The organism is Brevundimonas sp. FG8 (assembly GCF_057808845.1).
On sequence record NZ_JBMDIU010000002.1, the window covers coordinates 424,898 to 439,799 of the forward strand.

The window sequence follows — 14,902 nt, forward strand, 5'->3', positions numbered from 1 at the left end:
GCGTGAGCGGCCGCCAAGCCTCGATCAGGCGGGCCGTCGGGCCGCCCGCCAGACAAGGGGCACGAGGATGAGGGCGATGGGCGGGAAGATCATCCAGTTCAGCATCGTCCATCCGCCACTGTTGAGCACGGCCCCGGCCAAGAAGGAGACGCCCGCGGTCGCGCCGAAGACCAGGAAGTCATTGGCGCCCTGAGCCTTGGCCCTCTCCTCGGGGGTATGGCAGTCGGTGACCATCGCGGTCGCGCCGATGAAGCTGAAGTTCCAACCGATCCCGAGCACGATCAGCGTCGCCCAGAAGTGCGCGACAGCGACGCCGGACAGACCGATGGCGGCCGCGACGGCGATCAAGGCGAGGCCGACGGCGGTCACCCGTTCCTTGCCGAACCGCGCCATCAGCCGGCCCGTCACGAAACTGGGACCGAACATGGCGAGGAGGTGCCACTGGATTCCGAGGGCCGCGCTGCCCACGGAATGCCCGTGGTCGACCATCGCCAGGGGCGCACCGGTCATCAGCAGCGCCATCATGGCGTAGGAGACCACGCCGGCGGAGACCGCCAGAACGTACCGCGGCGCGGTCAGGATCTGACCCAGTGACCGCCCGCCGCCTCGATCCGCCCCGGTATCGCCGATCGGCGGCGCGCGGAGCTGCATCAGGATCGGGACGGCGATCAGAGGCAGGATCGCCTGGCTGACGAAGCTTCCCGCGAACGGCGTCCCGCCGATCGCATCGCGCGTCCAGATCACCAGCTGCGGGCCGATGACTGCGCCGGCGAGCCCGCCGACCATGACCCAGGAAATCGCCTTGGCCTTGAGCGGACCCTCCGCCGCATCCGCAGCGGCGAACCTGTAGCTCTGGACATAGGCTCCGTAAAGACCCGCGATGAAGGTTCCGACCGTGAAGATCCAGAAGGCGTTCGCGAAGATGCCCAGGGCCGCCACCGATCCGGCGGCGACGCCGAACAGGGCCCCGAGAAGATAGCCGATGCGGCGGCCGAAGCGGCGCATGATCAGGGCGGCGGGGATCGTGCCGGCCGCGAGTCCCAACCCGAAGACGCTGACAGGCACCGTGGCCATGGCGGGGTCGGGCGCGAGTTGATGGCCGACGAGGCCGCCGAGCGACATCACGATCGGCGCGCTTGCGCCGCCCAGCGCCTGCGCCGCGGTGAGGACGGTGATGTTGCGGCGGGCGAGGGAAGTGTCTGACATTGGAAGTCGGGCCATCAAGCTTATCGGCGCGCCGGTTCTGACGGCGTCGGTTATAGAACGGCATCGCGATCCGGAACCAAAGTGGCGCTGGGGCGATACCTATGCGGGGTATGGGTATCAATGAATGAGAAGAACACCAAGTCCACGATCACGAGCCTGAACCGGATCGCCGGTCAGGTTCGAGGCGTCAGCCAGATGGTCGAGGATGGTCGCTACTGCATCGACATCCTCACCCAGATTCACGCGGTCAAGGCGGCGCTCTCTCGGGTCGAGAGCCAGGTGCTCAAATCCCACGCGGCCTGCTGCGTCGAGGAGGCTATCGCGTCCGGCGACCCCGCGCAGCAGCGCGAGAAATTCAACGAGCTGGTGGAGGTGTTCTCCAAAGCCAAGCTCTAGCCATGGAGGGAGAAGGAGATGGCCACCGGCCAAGCCAAGCGCGCGGAGCTGCACAGGATGGTCATGCCGGACCACACCTGTCCGTACGGCCTCAAGGCGCGGGATCTCCTTCGACGAAGGGGCTACGCGGTCGACGACCATCACCTGACAACCCGGGCTGAGACAGATGCCTTCAAGGCTGAGCACGGGGTCCAGACAACGCCCCAGGTCTTCATCGACGGGGCCCGTATCGGCGGATACGACGACCTGAGGCGCTTTTTCGGGATGAAGGTCCGCGACAAGAACGCCGTGACCTACACGCCCGTCATCGCCCTGTTCGCCATGGCCGCCCTGATGGCGCTGGCGACGAGTTGGGCGGCCTTCGGCCGGATCGTCCCGATCCAGTCCATCGAGTGGTTCATCGCCATCGCCATGTGTCTGCTGGCGCTGCAGAAGCTGAAGGATGTCGACAGCTTCGCCACGATGTTCCTCAACTACGATCTGCTCGCGAAGCGCTGGGTGCCCTATGGGGCGATCTATCCCTACGCGGAGGGCGTCGCCGGCGTCCTGATGCTCGCAGGAGCGCTGATGTGGGCGTCCATCCCGATCGCCCTGTTCATCGGCACGGTCGGCGCGGTGTCCGTGTTCAAGGCCGTCTACATCGACAAGCGCGAGTTGAAGTGCGCCTGCGTGGGCGGAGACAGCAAGGTCCCGCTCGGCTTCGTGTCGCTTAGCGAGAACCTGATGATGGTGGGCATGGCGATCTGGATGCTCGTCAAACCCATGGGCCTGGCTCACTAGATCAAGGATTAGGCAGATGACTCATTCCGAAACCGCCCACGCGTCCCACGGCTCCGGCAAGGGCGCCCACGGACGCCCCTATCTGATGTTCTGGATCAACATGATCCTCGGCCTCATCGTCATGTACGTCGTGATGTTCTCGATGATCGACGGTCCGCGCGACTTCAGAAACAATCTGAACATGGTCTACATGGCCGTGACGATGTGGGCGCCGATGGGCGTCTTCATGCTCGCGACCATGCCCGGAATGTATCCCGACAAGCGTGCGAACCTCGCGCTCTATGCCCTGTTCATAGCGCTGACCGCAGGATCCTTCTGGGCCACGCGGTCCCAGGCGCTCATCGACGACCGGCAGTTCGTCGAGTCGATGATTCCCCACCATTCGGGCGCGATCCTGATGTGTCGCGAAGCCGATTTGTCGGACCCGGAGCTCGTGGCGCTTTGCCGCGACATCACCGTGGCGCAGCGCACGGAGATCGAACAGATGGAGCGGATCGGCCAGCGCCTGCGCTGACCGATCCTGCATTGTTCCAGGTGACGCGCGGCCCGGCGAGCGCCGGGCCGCCGCTCTGCTCAGTGAGCGTGTGAGCCGCACCCGCCGGGGGCGTGATCGTGCCCGTCAGGAGCGCCTGACGCCTGCCCGACCGGGACCGATGCGTCCGGAGAGAGACTGCAGTCGCTGCTCCCACCTGCGTTCCAGGTCACCGCGATCGTTGGGTGCTCGATACTGAAGGTCGTCTTGAGCTCACGCTCCACGGCCTGGGTGACCGCCCGAGCCTTGCCGTCCTCGGTGGGCCGGACGTGCAGAGTGGCCAAGGTGCGTCCGGACGTGATCGACCAGACGTGAATGTGGCTGACATCGGCGAGGTCAGGGACCGACTGCAGCAGATGGTCGACGATCGCATCCGGCTTGGCGTTGTCCGGCGCGCCTTCGAGAAGGATGTGCAGCGACTTGCCCAGCAGCTTCCAGGCGCTCCGAAGGATCAGCAGCGACACCACCACGGACAGGATGGGGTCGATAGGCGTCCATCCGGTGAGCGAGATGATGATGGCGGCGGCCACTGCACCGACCGATCCGAGCAGATCGCCCATCACGTGCAGGGCCGCGCCCTTGATGTTGACGTGCTCGGAATCTCCCCGCGTCAGGATCCAGAAGACCAGGACGTTGATCAGGAGCCCTGCGACGGCCACGCCCAGCATGGGACCGGCCAAGACCGGCGCAGGATCGCGGAAGCGTTCCCAGGCTTCGAAGCCGATCCACCCGACGATGGCGAACAGGGTGACGGCGTTGAAGAAGCCGGCGACCACCTCGAACCTGAGATAGCCGAAGGTGCGCTTGGAATCGGCCATGCGCCGACCGAACCGGAAGGCCAGGTAGGCGAGCGCCAGGGCCAGGGCGTCGGTGAGCATGTGCCCCGCGTCGGCCAGGAGGGCGAGCGAGCCAGAGACAAGGCCGCCGACGACCTCCACGATCATGAAGGTGAAGATCAGTCCGAACGACAGCAGCACCTTGCGCTCGTTGTCTCGGGTCACCGTCGGCGTGTGGTCGTGGTCGTGACCGGAATGGTCGTGGCCTGAATGGTCGTGGCCTGAATGGTCGTGGCCTGAATGGTCGTGGCCCGAGTGATCGTGGCCGGAGTGGGCGTTGGACATGGCAGCTCAGCTTTGTGATGTTGACACATGAATATGTATTCATATGTTAGATGTCAACTTGCCTAACGGAGATTCCTCTTGTCCACCGTCGATCCCGTCGCCGACGTCGCTCTGGACGTCATTCTCGAACATCGGCGCCCTGTCCTGCGGCTGAGGGGCGGCGCGCTTTCGGCGGACGCCCCGTCGGATGTCCTGGTCACGCTGACCCGGCGCGGTCATTCCGCCGAGACCTTCACCTTCCGGCGCGCGGGCGACGACCTTCTGTCCGTGGAGCCGCTGTCGCCACCCTTCCGGTTCGACGCCCGCGTCTCCATCGGGCGGGGCGGTCGCGTCAGCGCTCTGATGACGCAGGTTCGCTGACCCGGTCGCGGCTCGCTCAGAAGGGAGAGAGCGCCAGGTCGATGCGGTGGACGACCTTGCGGAAGGCGTCCGCGATCTCCGCGACGTAGGCCTTGGTGAAGTTGGTCAGCTTCTCGCCGTCCTTGTTGAAACCGTTCCGGTGGACGCAGTCGTGCCGGAGTCGCATGGCCAGGATCAGTGGCGCAGCGGCCTCGCCTTCGGGAAGGACCTCGACCCCGAGCGCGATCTTGTAGACGACGTTGACCTTCGGGGAGATTGTGATAGCGAAGGTCTCGCAGATAGGCGGCCACGCGATCGCGGACGAGGTCCGGATTCGCCTGGATGTCCAGGAGTGAAAACCTCTCCTTGCGCAACTCGGTATCCTGCTCGAGGAGCCGGCCGAGCACCTTGGGATCGTGAAGCACCGACTTCAGAAGGGTGTCGGCGAGATAGGCTTCCAGGGCGACGACATGCTGCGCGAAGACCATGCGATTGATGAGCGCGTCTCCTGCCTCCTCACCGTGAGAATCCAGAAACGCGCAGGTCTGCCGGTAGGAGGCTTCCCAGATCGAATAGGGGTTGTCCGGAAGATCTTCGTCCGACCAATCGTCTTCGTCCGGGGAGAAGAAGGCTATGTCCGCATCCACCCTGGTGTCCGGGTGATCATTCAGCGTGACGTGGCAATCGCCCGCGCTGTTCGTGACATAGGCGTCGAAGTCCTTTCGACAGACGTTGCAGGAGACCACCGTCTCGCCCTCGGAGTTCAGGTCTGACGAACTCTCGGCGGCGCCCCAGTCCGGCTCGGGCACGTCGACCGCCGCCTGGACCACGGAGGAGCAGGCTGGACATTGAAAGGTGACGTGGGTTTCGAACTGCTGCGGCAAATCGGGTCCTCTTCGCTCAAGTCGAGCGGCACGCCAGTTTGACGTGCAACCGGTCTCCCGTCACGCTTGTCGAGCTTGAGACTGGACGGGTGCCGATGACCGACGAAGCCGACGACCCCATGGACCGGATCAGGGACATCGCGGATCGTCGCCGGCGCCGCATCGATCAGCACGACAAGCTGAGGGAGGATCCGCAGTTCAAGGCCGCGATGGGTCGGATCGACCGGCTCATAATGGACTATGGACTGGGGCTGACGGTCATCGACCTGATGGCCACCCGCTGGCCGGAGTTCTTCGAGCAGCTCATCACGCTGCGCGTCAAACAGCAGTTTGTTGAGTCGATGGTGGCCGCAGGTCAGGCCATCAAGGAAGGGCTCCACAATCCGGCGAGGCGCGAACTCCGGTTCCTCCTGGAAGCGTCGATCAAGACCCTCTGGCTGGATACCGGGAGCCCGGCCATCAACGGGGTCGCTCCGCTCGCGACCGTCCCTGGCACAGTCGACGAGAAGGTCGCCGCGCTCGACGACCTGGGCAGGGAGCGGTTCGGAGAAGTCATCGACAGTCTGACCTTCCGCCTGATGGACCCCGCCGGCGCGGACACCTATCGCCAGACCGCGAACAGCCTCTACGGCCGACTATCGACCCACGTTCACATCAGCAGCACCGTGATCGGCAAGGATCTGAAGGGGTTCGACAAGGACCGCGACTTCGGCTTCGAGACCGTGGGCGACGTCAACGCCATGGCGGACCTCATGCGCCAGGTCCTCGACCTGGCCCTCGCCAGCCATTTCGAAGCCTTCGACGCGGGCCTCGTGGGCGACATGTTCGTTGCGCTGTTCGACGACATGGATCGGTGGTCGTTCCGGAAGACGCCGCTGGTGTCCGCTGTGTCCCGAAGGTTCGACGACAAGGCAGAGCGCAAACCGTGAGCCTACGACGGCGCCTGGCATGACCTGCCACCCATTACTGTCGTCGGGAAGATCATATTGCTAGATTTAAGCATTCAGCCCGCCGATTTCCGGCGGAATGCCCGCCATCAATCGGCGGGTTAAATATAACCTTGCATTGCACGAAATATATTTGCACTAATTGACTGCATCGGATCGACGCACGAGCTCGCCGGTCCGCCCACAGTTCAGTCGAGGGCGTCATGCAGGACCCTGCGCCGCGAGATCCTTACAGTTCGGCCCTGGGTGCTGTCAGGCGTTTCGCGGATGCTGGGAGGTTCGTTCCCGGCGAACCCATCGTTGTCACCGAGCTGGCGGCAGAGGTCGGGTTGAGCCCGACACCCGTCCGGGAGGCCTTGGCCTGTCTGGCTGGCGAGGGTCTCATCGAAAGACGCCGCGGCAAGGGCTACTTCTATCCCGCGCTCGGCCCGTCCGACATCATCGATCTGTTCGAACTTCAACTCGCCTATCTCCATGCCGCTCTCACCCTCTATCCGCGCGGACACGCATCCCTGCGCAAGGCGGCCGTGGGGGTCGATCCGCTCGACGGCGTCCAGGCGCTCTACGAGGCGATCATCACCCAGTCTGCCAATGCCGCACTCTGCCTCGCTCATCAGAGGGTCTCAGACCGCCTGTTGGCCGTCCTGCGGGCCGAACGCACCCACGACGACGGCGACGGCGCGACGGTGAAGGCGATGGTGGCGGTCATCGTCGAAGGCGACATCCCAGGACTTCTGGCCCAGCTCGAGACGCATCACGAGCTTCGCTGCAGACGGGCTCAGGTCCTCGACCTCGGATAGAGGGTATCAAGTCAGACCGAAGCCCGGCTTCGGTTCGCACGTTCGCCCCCGCACGCGAGGGCCGCCAGTGCACCGGCGGCGCCGATCCGTCGATCATGGTAGCGCGCCGCTGCGGCCTGGAACCGGGCCTCGACGACATCGGCGTAGGCCGCGTAGAGCTCCGCAGCTTCCTGGTTCAAATCCTGGAACAGGCAGGGCTCAAGATGTCTCAAGACGTCAAGCTGGCCGCTGACTCGCTCGAAGGCGTCCCACAGCACGCCATTGCCGGCGCTACAAACAAGCGTCTCGAACGATCGGCCGACAGAGATTATCCGCCAGGATCTGGCCGAAGGCCGATCCGCCGTGGTTCAGATCGTCTCGACGAACGAGGCCGTGATGGAGCGGCGTCTCGCCTCGATCCCGCCGGAAGAGTGGAACAACCTCTCCATCGACCTGACCCCGCGCGAATACGTCCTCGACTATCTGCGCGAGGCCTTCCCGATCCACTTGATGGAGGCGATCGAGGACGATGACGGGGGCATGACCATGGTCCCCGTGATGGTCGACGGACGCCCTGCTGTCAGCCAGGACGCGCTGCAACGCCGCGCGTTTCTGATCGGCCGCATGGCCAGCCTTCCGGCGGTCCCTGGTGTTCTTGACGCGATACTCGCCGCCTTCGGGACGGACGCCGTCGCCGAGATCACCGGACGCACGCGCCGGGTCGTGGCGCGCGATGGGCGGCGATTGGTCGAGCGGCGCGGGGCGGCCGCGGCCCGGTCCGAAACCGACGCCTTCATGTCGGGCCGCAAGCGCGTCCTCGTCTTTTCCGACGCGGGCGGCACAGGCCGCAGCTATCACGCCGACCTCTCCGCGCCGAACCAGCAGCGCCGCGTCCATTATCTGGTCGAGCCGGGATGGCGGGCTGACGCCGCGATCCAGGGCCTTGGAAGGAGCCACCGGACACATCAGGCGTCGGCCCCGCTCTTCCGTCCCGTGATCACCAACATCCACGGGGAGAAACGCTTCACCTCCACGATCGCGCGACGACTGGACTCTCTCGGCGCCCTGAACCGGGACTGACCTGGATGGCGGTCTGTCACTACGACACCGACCAGCCGCATGCTCACGTCCTGGTACGAGGACGCCGAAGTGACGGCAGGGACCTGGTGATCCCGCGCGACTACATCGGCTACGGCTTTCGCGCGCGAGCCCAGGAGGTCGCCCAGGAACGGCTCGGCGACCTCAGCCGACAGGACGCTGAACGTCGCGTCTGGCGCGAGACCGAGGCGGACCGTTTCACCGCCTTCGACCGACGTCTGATGGCCGCCGCCGACGCCTCGGGTCAGGTCGATGACGGCCTCGGCGGGACCGATGCCTGGACCGCCCTCACACGGGGACGCCTGCGACATCTCGAAAGGCTCGGTCTCGCCACTCGGACCGGCCGACGCTTTCAACTGGCCCCGGATCTCGAACCTCGTCTTCGCCGCCTACAGCTCTCGAAGGACGTGATCCGTACGCTGAACCAGCGTCGGATGCAGGGCGCCGTCGCGGTCGATCAACTGACCCAGGGATCGGTGCGCGGGAAGGTCGTTCAGGCAGGCTTCCATGACGAACTCGGCGGCTCGCCCTATCTGGTTCTGCGCAGTGCGGATGGAGCCGAACACTACGCTCGTCTCGGCGTCGGCGCGGCGCCGCCGGCGATCGGCAAGACCCTCTCGGTGGCGATCGGGGAACGTGGATTCGCCCAGGTCGTGAGCGCCCAACTGGGACGTGGAATCGGGCGCTGAGCATTCCAAGAGACGCGCCCGCCAACCTTGTGAGCGAACATTGATACTCAACCCGCAGTGGTGCTAGAGTGCCCTTCAGACCTCCGGGGGGACGGCATGGCGGCGCTGCGTTTTGTGATCCTGATCGACGACTTCAATCGTCCCAGCCAGGACGAGTATCTCATCGCCATCGAGAAGCCGGACCTGCCGGCCCTGCTGGTCGCCGCCGAGAACTGGAACGGGCTGAACAAGAACGTGGCCAAGCGCCGCTACGTGGCCAAGCGGTTGCAGAGCGTCACCGTCCGGCGCGATGGCGCCGAGTTTCCCGGCGCCGCCTATGTGTTGATGAGCTGATGAGCCGCGCTCTTCTTCTGTCGGCCGCCGTCGCCGCCCTCGCCCTCGGCGGTTGCTCCACCGCGCTGAAGCGCCACGAGGCCATCACCACGGCCGAGGCCCAGTCCCCGCTCGTGCAGGTTCGGCTGTTTGCGACGACGCCGCCGTCGGAGACCCGCACGGTCCGGGGTCTGGATCTGGCGCCCGAAGCCCAGGCGGCCCTGACCGCCGCCATGCTGGCCGAGGGTTGGAGCACGGACGAGATCATCACCGAGATGGCCCGCCAGCAGACCCCGCGCGCCTACGAGCGACGCAGTGATCCGCTCCGCCGCAAGGTGCGGTTCGTGATGACCGTCGAAATGGTCCCGGAATGGTCGCGCGATCCGGCCAATATCGCCGATCGGGTCGAGGACCTCGTCATCACCCTGGAGCCCACCAATGGCGAACGGTTCATCAGCTGGGAGCAGCAGGCGACCGTCTACAATACGGTGAACCTCGGCAGTCAAACGGATACGGCGAGTTTCACCCTCGGCGCGGAGGCCGGCGTCGATGTCGGCGGGTCGCTCGACAGCCTGTCGATCAGCCCCGAATACACGCGCTCGCGGGAGACGGCGGAGACTCTGACCACCCGGGTCGTGGCGTCGAATGTGTCGGTCGACGACGGCGCCCTGGTCTTCTCCCAGGGCAGCGCCCCGAACCAGAACCTCGTCGGCAACATCGTCGTCGATGCGACCCTGAACCTGCCGGCCGCTTTGTCCCGGACCGAGATGGCCTGGCGGACCTCCGAACTGATCGAGGCGCGCGGCGTCTGGGCCGATCCCGCCCGGGTCACCCTGCGGCCCGTCCAGATCACGGTGGCAGCGAGACCTCAGCCCTTCTGTGTGCGGATGGGCGTCAGCTACCGGGTGCGGCACGTCACTCAACCGACCGCCGCGCGATCCGTCTCGGAAGGCGACGACACCGTGGTGCGGATGACAGGCGCGACCTCTGAGACCGTGTCGCTGAGCGGCGCTGACCTTGGCGCGCTGTGGTCGCTGAGGACCGCAGGCCATGTGGCCGTTTCGCTTCAGGCCCGGCGCCCCGGATCGCAGCCGGTAACGCCCGGATTCGAAAGCGCTGCCACGGCCAGCCTCTTCCGGGACTGGCTGATCGCGACGGGCGCTCCCTCGACGCGGGACTTCCTGATCGTGGACGATGAAGGCAGGCCCATCCCGGTGGCGGAGTATCAGACTCTGCAGCTGGTCGAGCGCAAGCTTGGCGAGGGCGGAACCACCGCCTGCTCGGCCTGATCCAGCCCAGGCCTCAGGCGGCTTCCGGAAAGACCTTCTCCACTTCCAGGGTTCCGGCCGGCGAGGCGCGTAGCAGTTCGCCTTCGGGCTTGCGCAACTCCAGCCAGTCGAGGCCGGCGTCGGGTCTCAACAGGACGATCTGCCGATCGTGATAGGGGGCGATGTCGGGGCCCGGCTCCGTGGTGAGCATGGCGAAGGCTCCGTCCCGGACAAGCCCTGCGATCCAGAACACCGGATCGCCAGCGAAGGTGAACCGCCATTTGGTCTTGCGCTTCTGGCCGGGCTCCGGGTCGGTGAACTCGAAGAAGCCGTCAGCCGGGATCAGACAGCGGACCGCGCCGGCGAAGGATCGACCGTCGGATCGGAAGTTGAAGACCGGTCGGCCCTGCGGCGCCTTCCAGGCCCAGGGGGTCACCACCATCTGCGGACCGTCCGGGCCAAGGGTGATGATCGGGGCGCGGTCGCCGATCCGGATCGACGCCATGGGACCGAAGTTCGGCATTCCGCCCGGGAACACCAGCCGGTCGCCTGTGCGGTTGAAGACCTCGATCACATCGTCGAACGGCAGGATGAGCTGGTATTCGTTGCACATGCCGCGACAGCCTTTCTCGACAGCCGCCGCCGGGGCGACCGGGGCCATCTGATCACGTCAGGGGCGGTCGCGAAAGGCGCACCCGGGGACGAGAGACCAGCGTCTGGTGGGGACGGTCGCACAAGATCGATTGACTCCGGACCCCATCCGGATTGAGAACATAAGAAGAACATTCATTCCTCGGACCAGGAGGCCGTCAGATGCAGGACCGCCGATCCGCCGAGATCGAGACGCTGCGCGACCGTATTCGCGCGGTGGAGTATGCGCATCGCCCGGACGGCGGCGTACTCCCCTTCGGCGTTCCCGAGGTCGATGCCTGCCTCCCCGGCGGCGGACTGGCGTTGGGCGCCCTGCACGAAGTCGCAGGTGGGGGCGAGGAAGCGATCGACGGAGCCGCCGCAGCCTTGTTCGCAGCGGGGATCGCGGCGCGAAGGCCGGGACAGGTCCTCTGGTGCGTCACCCGGCCCGACCTGTTCGCGCCCGCGCTCAGCCAGGCGGGACTGGGGCCGGAGCGGGTGATTTATGTGGAGGCGGGCGACGAGCCGACGCTGCTGGCCTGTTTCGAGGAAGGCTTGCGGCACGGTGGGGTCGCCGCCGTGGTCGCGGAGACCGCCCGCCTCGGCCTCACCGCATCCCGGCGCCTTCAGCTGGCGGCCGAAGGCTCAGGCGCGCTCGGACTGGCGGTCCGGCGATGGCGACGCGCCGCCGACGCCGCCGACTTCGGCCAGCCGACCGCCTCCGTCACCCGATGGCGAGTCAGTCCGGCGCCGTCCTCACCGCTCCCCGTGCCCGGCGTCGGTCGCCCGCGCTGGTTCGTCGAACTCCTTCGCTGCCGCGGCGCCGAGACCGCGGACTTCACCCTGGAAGCCTGTGATGAGACGGGTCGTCTCGCTCTACCTGCCGAACTGGTCCGTCGATCGCCTGCGGCGCGACCTGGGCGACGACGCGCCGCCGCCTGACGCCCCCCTGATCCTCGTCGGACGATCCGGCCGCCGCCGGGGCGTCCTGGCCGCCAACCGGGCGGCTGTGGGGCTGGGCGCGCGGGTCGGTATGGCGGCGACCCAGGCCCAGGCTCTGATCCCCGGCCTTATCGTGCGCGATGCCGATCCGACCGGCGACGCGGCGGCTCTCGACCGGCTCGCCGTCTGGGCCCTGCGTCGCTACGCGCCCGTATGCCAGGCCGATGGCGACGGTCTGGCCATCGACGCCACCGGCGCCGCCCATCTCAAGGGCGGCGAGGCGGCGATGCTGGCGGACCTGCGGACACGCCTGTGCGGAGCGGGCATCGAGGCGGACGCAGCGATCGGCCCGACGTACGGCTCCGCCCACGCGGTGGTCCGGTTCCGCCGGGATATGCGGATCATAGATCCGGACACCGTCGATGCGGCGGTGGGGCCTCTGCCGCTGGCCGCCCTGCGTCTGCCTCCGGACTTGATCGTAAGCCTGAAGCGCATGGGTTTCGAGCGGGTGGCCGATGTGGCTCACCGCCCCCGCGCGCCCTTGCTCCACAGGTTCGGGCCGGACCTGGGCCGCCGACTGGACCAGGCCTACGGTCGAACAGACGAGCCGCTCCTGCCCGTTTCGGCGCCCGAGGTTCCCGCCGTCACCCGGACTTTTGCCGAGCCCATCGGCGCGCCTGAGACCCTGGCCCGGTATGTGGGCGGCCTGGTGCATGAGCTGTGCGCCGTCCTTGAGACAGGCGGCCTAGGCGCGCGCCGGCTCGACTGGACCTGCGTCCGGGTCGACAACCGCATCGAAGCCGTCCGCGTGGGTCTGGCGCGTCCGGTTCGGGACGCCGCGAGGCTGACCCGGTTGCTGACCGATCGGATTGAAACCATCGACCCCGGGTTCGGCATCGAGCGCATGACCCTCGCGGCGATCAGCGCCGAACCGCTCGACTGGCGTCCCGTCGGATCGACCTTGGGAGAGGCGACGCCCCCCGACCTGTCCGACCTGGTGGATGTCCTCGCCAATCGGATCGGACCGGGCCGTCTCTATCGGCTGATGCCGGTTGAGAGCGACGTGCCCGAGCGGTCGACGCAGCGCGTCTCGCCGTTGGCGGCGGTCCCGGCGCTGGACTGGAGCCCTGATTGGCCCCGGCCCGCACGCCTGTTTCGTCAGCCGGAACCCGTGGAGACCCTGGCCCTCCTGCCCGACAACCCGCCCTCCCATTTCACCTGGCGCGGCGTGCGGCGGCGCGTGGTGCGCGCGGACGGTCCTGAGCGCATCTTCGGCGAATGGCGGCGGCGCGACGCCGAGGTCTGGGCGGTGCGGGACTATTTCCAGGTCGAGGACGAGGCGGGGCGGCGGTTCTGGTTGTTCCGGGCCGGCGACGGCGAGGACGGTCGGACCGGGGCGCAGGCCTGGTTCATCCACGGGCTGTTCGGGTGACCCCCGGACAAGACCAGGAATCACTGCGCCGATTTCGTCCGGCATGGCAGGGTGGGCGGGAGCGGGGGAGACGAAGACCAGTATGAAACCGGACTACGAGAAGGCGGCGACCGTCGAGCTCACCCTCAAGACCGGAGAGCCGCTTCGCCTGTCCGCCGTCCTTCTTCGCGACCCTCATCACCTGACCTGGAACCGCATCCGCCTTCTGGGCACCGAGAGCGAGAAGCTCGCCCTGTGGAAGCTGGAAGACAGGCATGGCCTGAGCTGGTCCCTGTTCAGGAACGCGAACTGGGGCATGAAGTCGGAGTACCGCACCTCCGGCCGTGGCCTTCTCCGCGACCGGGGGATGACCAAGGGCATGAACATCGATCCCGACGGGGTTCAGGCCTTCGCCGAGATCGAGGTCTTCGAGAGCATCGAGACGATCGTCGACGACGACAGCTGGCGAGACCGGACCGCCCAGTACTGGTTCCTCCAGCGACCCGATGACTGGTCGCCCTACAAGCGACGGTACAGCGAGCCGAAAGGCCTCGACACCTATGGAGACTGGCATGTCCTGCGGAGCTTGGGGCTGAAGTTCCGGCTCGCTCAGATCGGCCACGCCCGGAGCGACGAACGACTGTCGCGCGAGGTCGAACTCATCGAGGTGCCGGCCGTCGAGATCAAACCGCTCGTCGAGATGGACGAGGCGGACTTCGGGATGCGCGCAGACGACCTTTGGTTCAGCCTGCGCATCCTCATCACCTTCCGGCACCGCCAGTTCGTCACGCCCTTGATGGACTACAAGGAGGGCTGGGGTCGAAGGACGCAGACCTGGCACGCCAATGCGGTGGAGCCCAAAGAGAAACGATCCGGCGGGGACATGCCCCCTTTCTATGGATCGACCGGTTCGGTTTTCGCCCAGGCCCTGCCCCGGCTGGCGCGCTACCGGGCGCAGCGAGAAGTGCTGCATGGCGCGGTCTACGGCTATGCGGAGTCCTTCAAGTCGTCCGTCAGCGAGAGCCATCTCACCAGTTGCGTCGAGGGCCTCGAACGGTTGGTCTGCGCCTTCGAAGACATCCACGGCCTGAGCCGGGACGCCGTCGATCGCAAGACATGGAAGCCGATCGCCAAGGCCCTCAAGCAGGCGATCGACGACGTCGGGGTGAAGGCGACCACGCGGGCGCGGCTCAAGCGCGGTCTGGCGTCGCCGACACCCCTTTCGCTTCAGGAACGGGTCGAGCGCATGGCCCGGAAATATCGCCCCTACTGGAATGATAGAGATCGCGCGCTGCTCAACGGGCTGGGCAAGCTCATCAAGACCCGAAACGACATCGTCCACGGGCGGGTGGTGACCGACTACCAGGCCCTCTACGTCGAACTGGTGCGTGGCCGGGCGATCTTCGAACGCCTGTTCCTCAACCTCGTCGGCTGCCACCGGTGCGACATGTCAGGCCATGTCCATCTCGTGGTCGCGGACGATTCCGCGCTGGTCCAGACGGAGGCGGACGCCTCCTGAGCCAACGCGTCGCGCCCGTTCAGAGCCGTCGGAACGCCGGCGGCCGGCG

At 66.6% G+C, this 14,902-nt stretch carries 18 protein-coding genes and 2 pseudogenes; 15 read left to right on the top strand and 5 right to left on the bottom strand.

All coding sequences use genetic code 11. The annotated features are described in order from the left end of the window. Positions 1 to 24 precede the first annotated feature (24 nt). Positions 25 to 1,206 carry an MFS transporter gene (locus tag ACODRV_RS05670; RefSeq protein ID WP_488907699.1) on the bottom strand — a complete coding sequence of 394 codons (1,182 nt, stop codon included), beginning with the start codon at positions 1,204 to 1,206 and terminating at the stop codon, positions 25 to 27. Between the two features lie 120 nt (positions 1,207 to 1,326). On the opposite strand from ACODRV_RS05670, the gene ACODRV_RS05675 reads away from it, so the two are divergent. The 4 genes and pseudogenes from ACODRV_RS05675 to ACODRV_RS05690 all read left to right on the top strand — a co-directional run bounded on the left by ACODRV_RS05675 (position 1,327) and on the right by ACODRV_RS05690 (position 2,896). Next, the gene (locus ACODRV_RS05675) at positions 1,327 to 1,602 is read left to right on the top strand and encodes a metal-sensitive transcriptional regulator (protein WP_312404612.1); all 276 of its coding nucleotides are present in this window, start codon (positions 1,327 to 1,329) and stop codon (positions 1,600 to 1,602) included. A 33-nt stretch (positions 1,603 to 1,635) separates the two neighbouring features. Beyond that, a pseudogene (locus ACODRV_RS05680) lies at positions 1,636 to 1,821 on the top strand (glutaredoxin); the annotation flags it as partial. Positions 1,822 to 1,866: 45 nt separating this feature from the next. Continuing rightward, on the top strand, positions 1,867 to 2,382 hold the full coding sequence (locus ACODRV_RS05685; protein WP_409615824.1) for a MauE/DoxX family redox-associated membrane protein: 516 nt from the start codon (positions 1,867 to 1,869) through the stop codon (positions 2,380 to 2,382). Positions 2,383 to 2,398: 16 nt separating this feature from the next. Further along, positions 2,399 to 2,896, top strand: coding sequence for a DUF305 domain-containing protein (locus tag ACODRV_RS05690; RefSeq protein WP_007390220.1), 498 nt, complete (start codon positions 2,399 to 2,401; stop codon positions 2,894 to 2,896). Between the two features lie 59 nt (positions 2,897 to 2,955). On the opposite strand, the gene ACODRV_RS05695 is transcribed toward ACODRV_RS05690, so the two are convergent. Continuing rightward, the gene (locus ACODRV_RS05695; protein WP_488907700.1) at positions 2,956 to 4,035 is read right to left on the bottom strand and encodes a cation diffusion facilitator family transporter; all 1,080 of its coding nucleotides are present in this window, start codon (positions 4,033 to 4,035) and stop codon (positions 2,956 to 2,958) included. Between the two features lie 78 nt (positions 4,036 to 4,113). Between ACODRV_RS05695 and ACODRV_RS05700 the strand changes: the two genes are divergently transcribed. Beyond that, positions 4,114 to 4,395, top strand: a complete 282-nt coding sequence (locus ACODRV_RS05700; RefSeq protein WP_333895734.1) for a hypothetical protein — start codon at positions 4,114 to 4,116, stop codon at positions 4,393 to 4,395. Positions 4,396 to 4,411: 16 nt separating this feature from the next. On the opposite strand, the gene ACODRV_RS05705 is transcribed toward ACODRV_RS05700, so the two are convergent. Continuing rightward, positions 4,412 to 4,561, bottom strand: a complete 150-nt coding sequence (locus tag ACODRV_RS05705; RefSeq protein WP_488907701.1) for a hypothetical protein — start codon at positions 4,559 to 4,561, stop codon at positions 4,412 to 4,414. 229 nt (positions 4,562 to 4,790) lie between these two features. On the opposite strand from ACODRV_RS05705, the gene ACODRV_RS05710 reads away from it, so the two are divergent. From ACODRV_RS05710 to ACODRV_RS05720, 3 genes are all read left to right on the top strand, one after another. Then, entirely contained in the window at positions 4,791 to 5,147 is a 357-nt protein-coding gene (locus tag ACODRV_RS05710; protein WP_488907702.1) for a hypothetical protein, read from the top strand. 206 nt (positions 5,148 to 5,353) lie between these two features. Continuing rightward, positions 5,354 to 6,187 carry a hypothetical protein gene (locus ACODRV_RS05715; protein WP_333895735.1) on the top strand — a complete coding sequence of 278 codons (834 nt, stop codon included), beginning with the start codon at positions 5,354 to 5,356 and terminating at the stop codon, positions 6,185 to 6,187. 221 nt (positions 6,188 to 6,408) lie between these two features. After that, a complete protein-coding gene (locus ACODRV_RS05720) occupies positions 6,409 to 7,005 on the top strand; it encodes a GntR family transcriptional regulator (RefSeq protein ID WP_333895736.1) in 597 nt (198 codons plus the stop codon). An 11-nt stretch (positions 7,006 to 7,016) separates the two neighbouring features. Here the strand turns inward: ACODRV_RS05720 and ACODRV_RS05725 are convergent, their stop codons facing one another. Further along, a complete protein-coding gene (locus tag ACODRV_RS05725) occupies positions 7,017 to 7,262 on the bottom strand; it encodes a hypothetical protein (protein ID WP_488907703.1) in 246 nt (81 codons plus the stop codon). 52 nt (positions 7,263 to 7,314) lie between these two features. Between ACODRV_RS05725 and ACODRV_RS05730 the strand changes: the two are divergent. From ACODRV_RS05730 to ACODRV_RS05745, 4 genes and pseudogenes are all read left to right on the top strand, one after another. Then, a pseudogene (locus ACODRV_RS05730) lies at positions 7,315 to 8,058 on the top strand (strawberry notch C-terminal domain-containing protein); the annotation flags it as partial. Positions 8,059 to 8,069: 11 nt separating this feature from the next. Further along, a complete protein-coding gene (locus ACODRV_RS05735; RefSeq protein WP_488907704.1) occupies positions 8,070 to 8,771 on the top strand; it encodes a DUF3363 domain-containing protein in 702 nt (233 codons plus the stop codon). A gap of 96 nt (positions 8,772 to 8,867) precedes the next feature. Then, positions 8,868 to 9,104 (top strand): hypothetical protein, encoded by a 237-nt coding sequence (locus ACODRV_RS05740; protein WP_292152467.1) that lies wholly within the window; start codon positions 8,868 to 8,870, stop codon positions 9,102 to 9,104. Then, positions 9,104 to 10,372: a hypothetical protein gene (locus ACODRV_RS05745; protein WP_292152468.1), complete on the top strand. Its 1,269-nt coding sequence runs from the start codon at positions 9,104 to 9,106 to the stop codon at positions 10,370 to 10,372. Before ACODRV_RS05740 ends, ACODRV_RS05745 begins: the two co-directional genes overlap by 1 nt. 13 nt (positions 10,373 to 10,385) lie before the next feature. Here ACODRV_RS05745 and ACODRV_RS05750 read toward each other — a convergent pair whose 3' ends face one another. After that, the gene (locus ACODRV_RS05750) at positions 10,386 to 11,012 is read right to left on the bottom strand and encodes an SOS response-associated peptidase (RefSeq protein ID WP_292152469.1); all 627 of its coding nucleotides are present in this window, start codon (positions 11,010 to 11,012) and stop codon (positions 10,386 to 10,388) included. Positions 11,013 to 11,164: 152 nt separating this feature from the next. Here ACODRV_RS05750 and ACODRV_RS05755 point away from each other — a divergent pair, with 152 nt between their 5' ends. From ACODRV_RS05755 to ACODRV_RS05765, 3 genes are all read left to right on the top strand, one after another. After that, entirely contained in the window at positions 11,165 to 11,923 is a 759-nt protein-coding gene (locus ACODRV_RS05755) for an ImuA family protein (protein WP_292152470.1), read from the top strand. Continuing rightward, the gene (locus ACODRV_RS05760; RefSeq protein WP_292152471.1) at positions 11,838 to 13,355 is read left to right on the top strand and encodes a Y-family DNA polymerase; all 1,518 of its coding nucleotides are present in this window, start codon (positions 11,838 to 11,840) and stop codon (positions 13,353 to 13,355) included. The genes ACODRV_RS05755 and ACODRV_RS05760 overlap by 86 nt, the downstream gene beginning before the upstream one ends. A gap of 82 nt (positions 13,356 to 13,437) precedes the next feature. Beyond that, the gene (locus ACODRV_RS05765; RefSeq protein WP_333895766.1) at positions 13,438 to 14,853 is read left to right on the top strand and encodes a hypothetical protein; all 1,416 of its coding nucleotides are present in this window, start codon (positions 13,438 to 13,440) and stop codon (positions 14,851 to 14,853) included. Positions 14,854 to 14,902: the final 49 nt, after the last annotated feature.

What these genes read in the sequence shown, in the direction of transcription:
- ACODRV_RS05705 (WP_488907701.1), bottom strand. Translation starts at nt 4,561, where the DNA reads ATGCGACTCCGGCACGACTGCGTCCACCGGAACGGTTTCAACAAGGAC.
- ACODRV_RS05720 (WP_333895736.1), top strand. Translation starts at nt 6,409, where the DNA reads ATGCAGGACCCTGCGCCGCGAGATCCTTACAGTTCGGCCCTGGGTGCT.
- ACODRV_RS05740 (WP_292152467.1), top strand. Translation starts at nt 8,868, where the DNA reads ATGGCGGCGCTGCGTTTTGTGATCCTGATCGACGACTTCAATCGTCCC.
- ACODRV_RS05735 (WP_488907704.1), top strand. Translation starts at nt 8,070, where the DNA reads ATGGCGGTCTGTCACTACGACACCGACCAGCCGCATGCTCACGTCCTG.
- ACODRV_RS05765 (WP_333895766.1), top strand. Translation starts at nt 13,438, where the DNA reads ATGAAACCGGACTACGAGAAGGCGGCGACCGTCGAGCTCACCCTCAAG.
- ACODRV_RS05670 (WP_488907699.1), bottom strand. Translation starts at nt 1,206, where the DNA reads ATGTCAGACACTTCCCTCGCCCGCCGCAACATCACCGTCCTCACCGCG.
- ACODRV_RS05715 (WP_333895735.1), top strand. Translation starts at nt 5,354, where the DNA reads ATGACCGACGAAGCCGACGACCCCATGGACCGGATCAGGGACATCGCG.
- ACODRV_RS05745 (WP_292152468.1), top strand. Translation starts at nt 9,104, where the DNA reads ATGAGCCGCGCTCTTCTTCTGTCGGCCGCCGTCGCCGCCCTCGCCCTC.
- ACODRV_RS05760 (WP_292152471.1), top strand. Translation starts at nt 11,838, where the DNA reads ATGAGACGGGTCGTCTCGCTCTACCTGCCGAACTGGTCCGTCGATCGC.
- ACODRV_RS05750 (WP_292152469.1), bottom strand. Translation starts at nt 11,012, where the DNA reads ATGGCCCCGGTCGCCCCGGCGGCGGCTGTCGAGAAAGGCTGTCGCGGC.
- ACODRV_RS05675 (WP_312404612.1), top strand. Translation starts at nt 1,327, where the DNA reads ATGAATGAGAAGAACACCAAGTCCACGATCACGAGCCTGAACCGGATC.
- ACODRV_RS05755 (WP_292152470.1), top strand. Translation starts at nt 11,165, where the DNA reads ATGCAGGACCGCCGATCCGCCGAGATCGAGACGCTGCGCGACCGTATT.
- ACODRV_RS05695 (WP_488907700.1), bottom strand. Translation starts at nt 4,035, where the DNA reads ATGTCCAACGCCCACTCCGGCCACGATCACTCGGGCCACGACCATTCA.
- ACODRV_RS05690 (WP_007390220.1), top strand. Translation starts at nt 2,399, where the DNA reads ATGACTCATTCCGAAACCGCCCACGCGTCCCACGGCTCCGGCAAGGGC.
- ACODRV_RS05685 (WP_409615824.1), top strand. Translation starts at nt 1,867, where the DNA reads ATGAAGGTCCGCGACAAGAACGCCGTGACCTACACGCCCGTCATCGCC.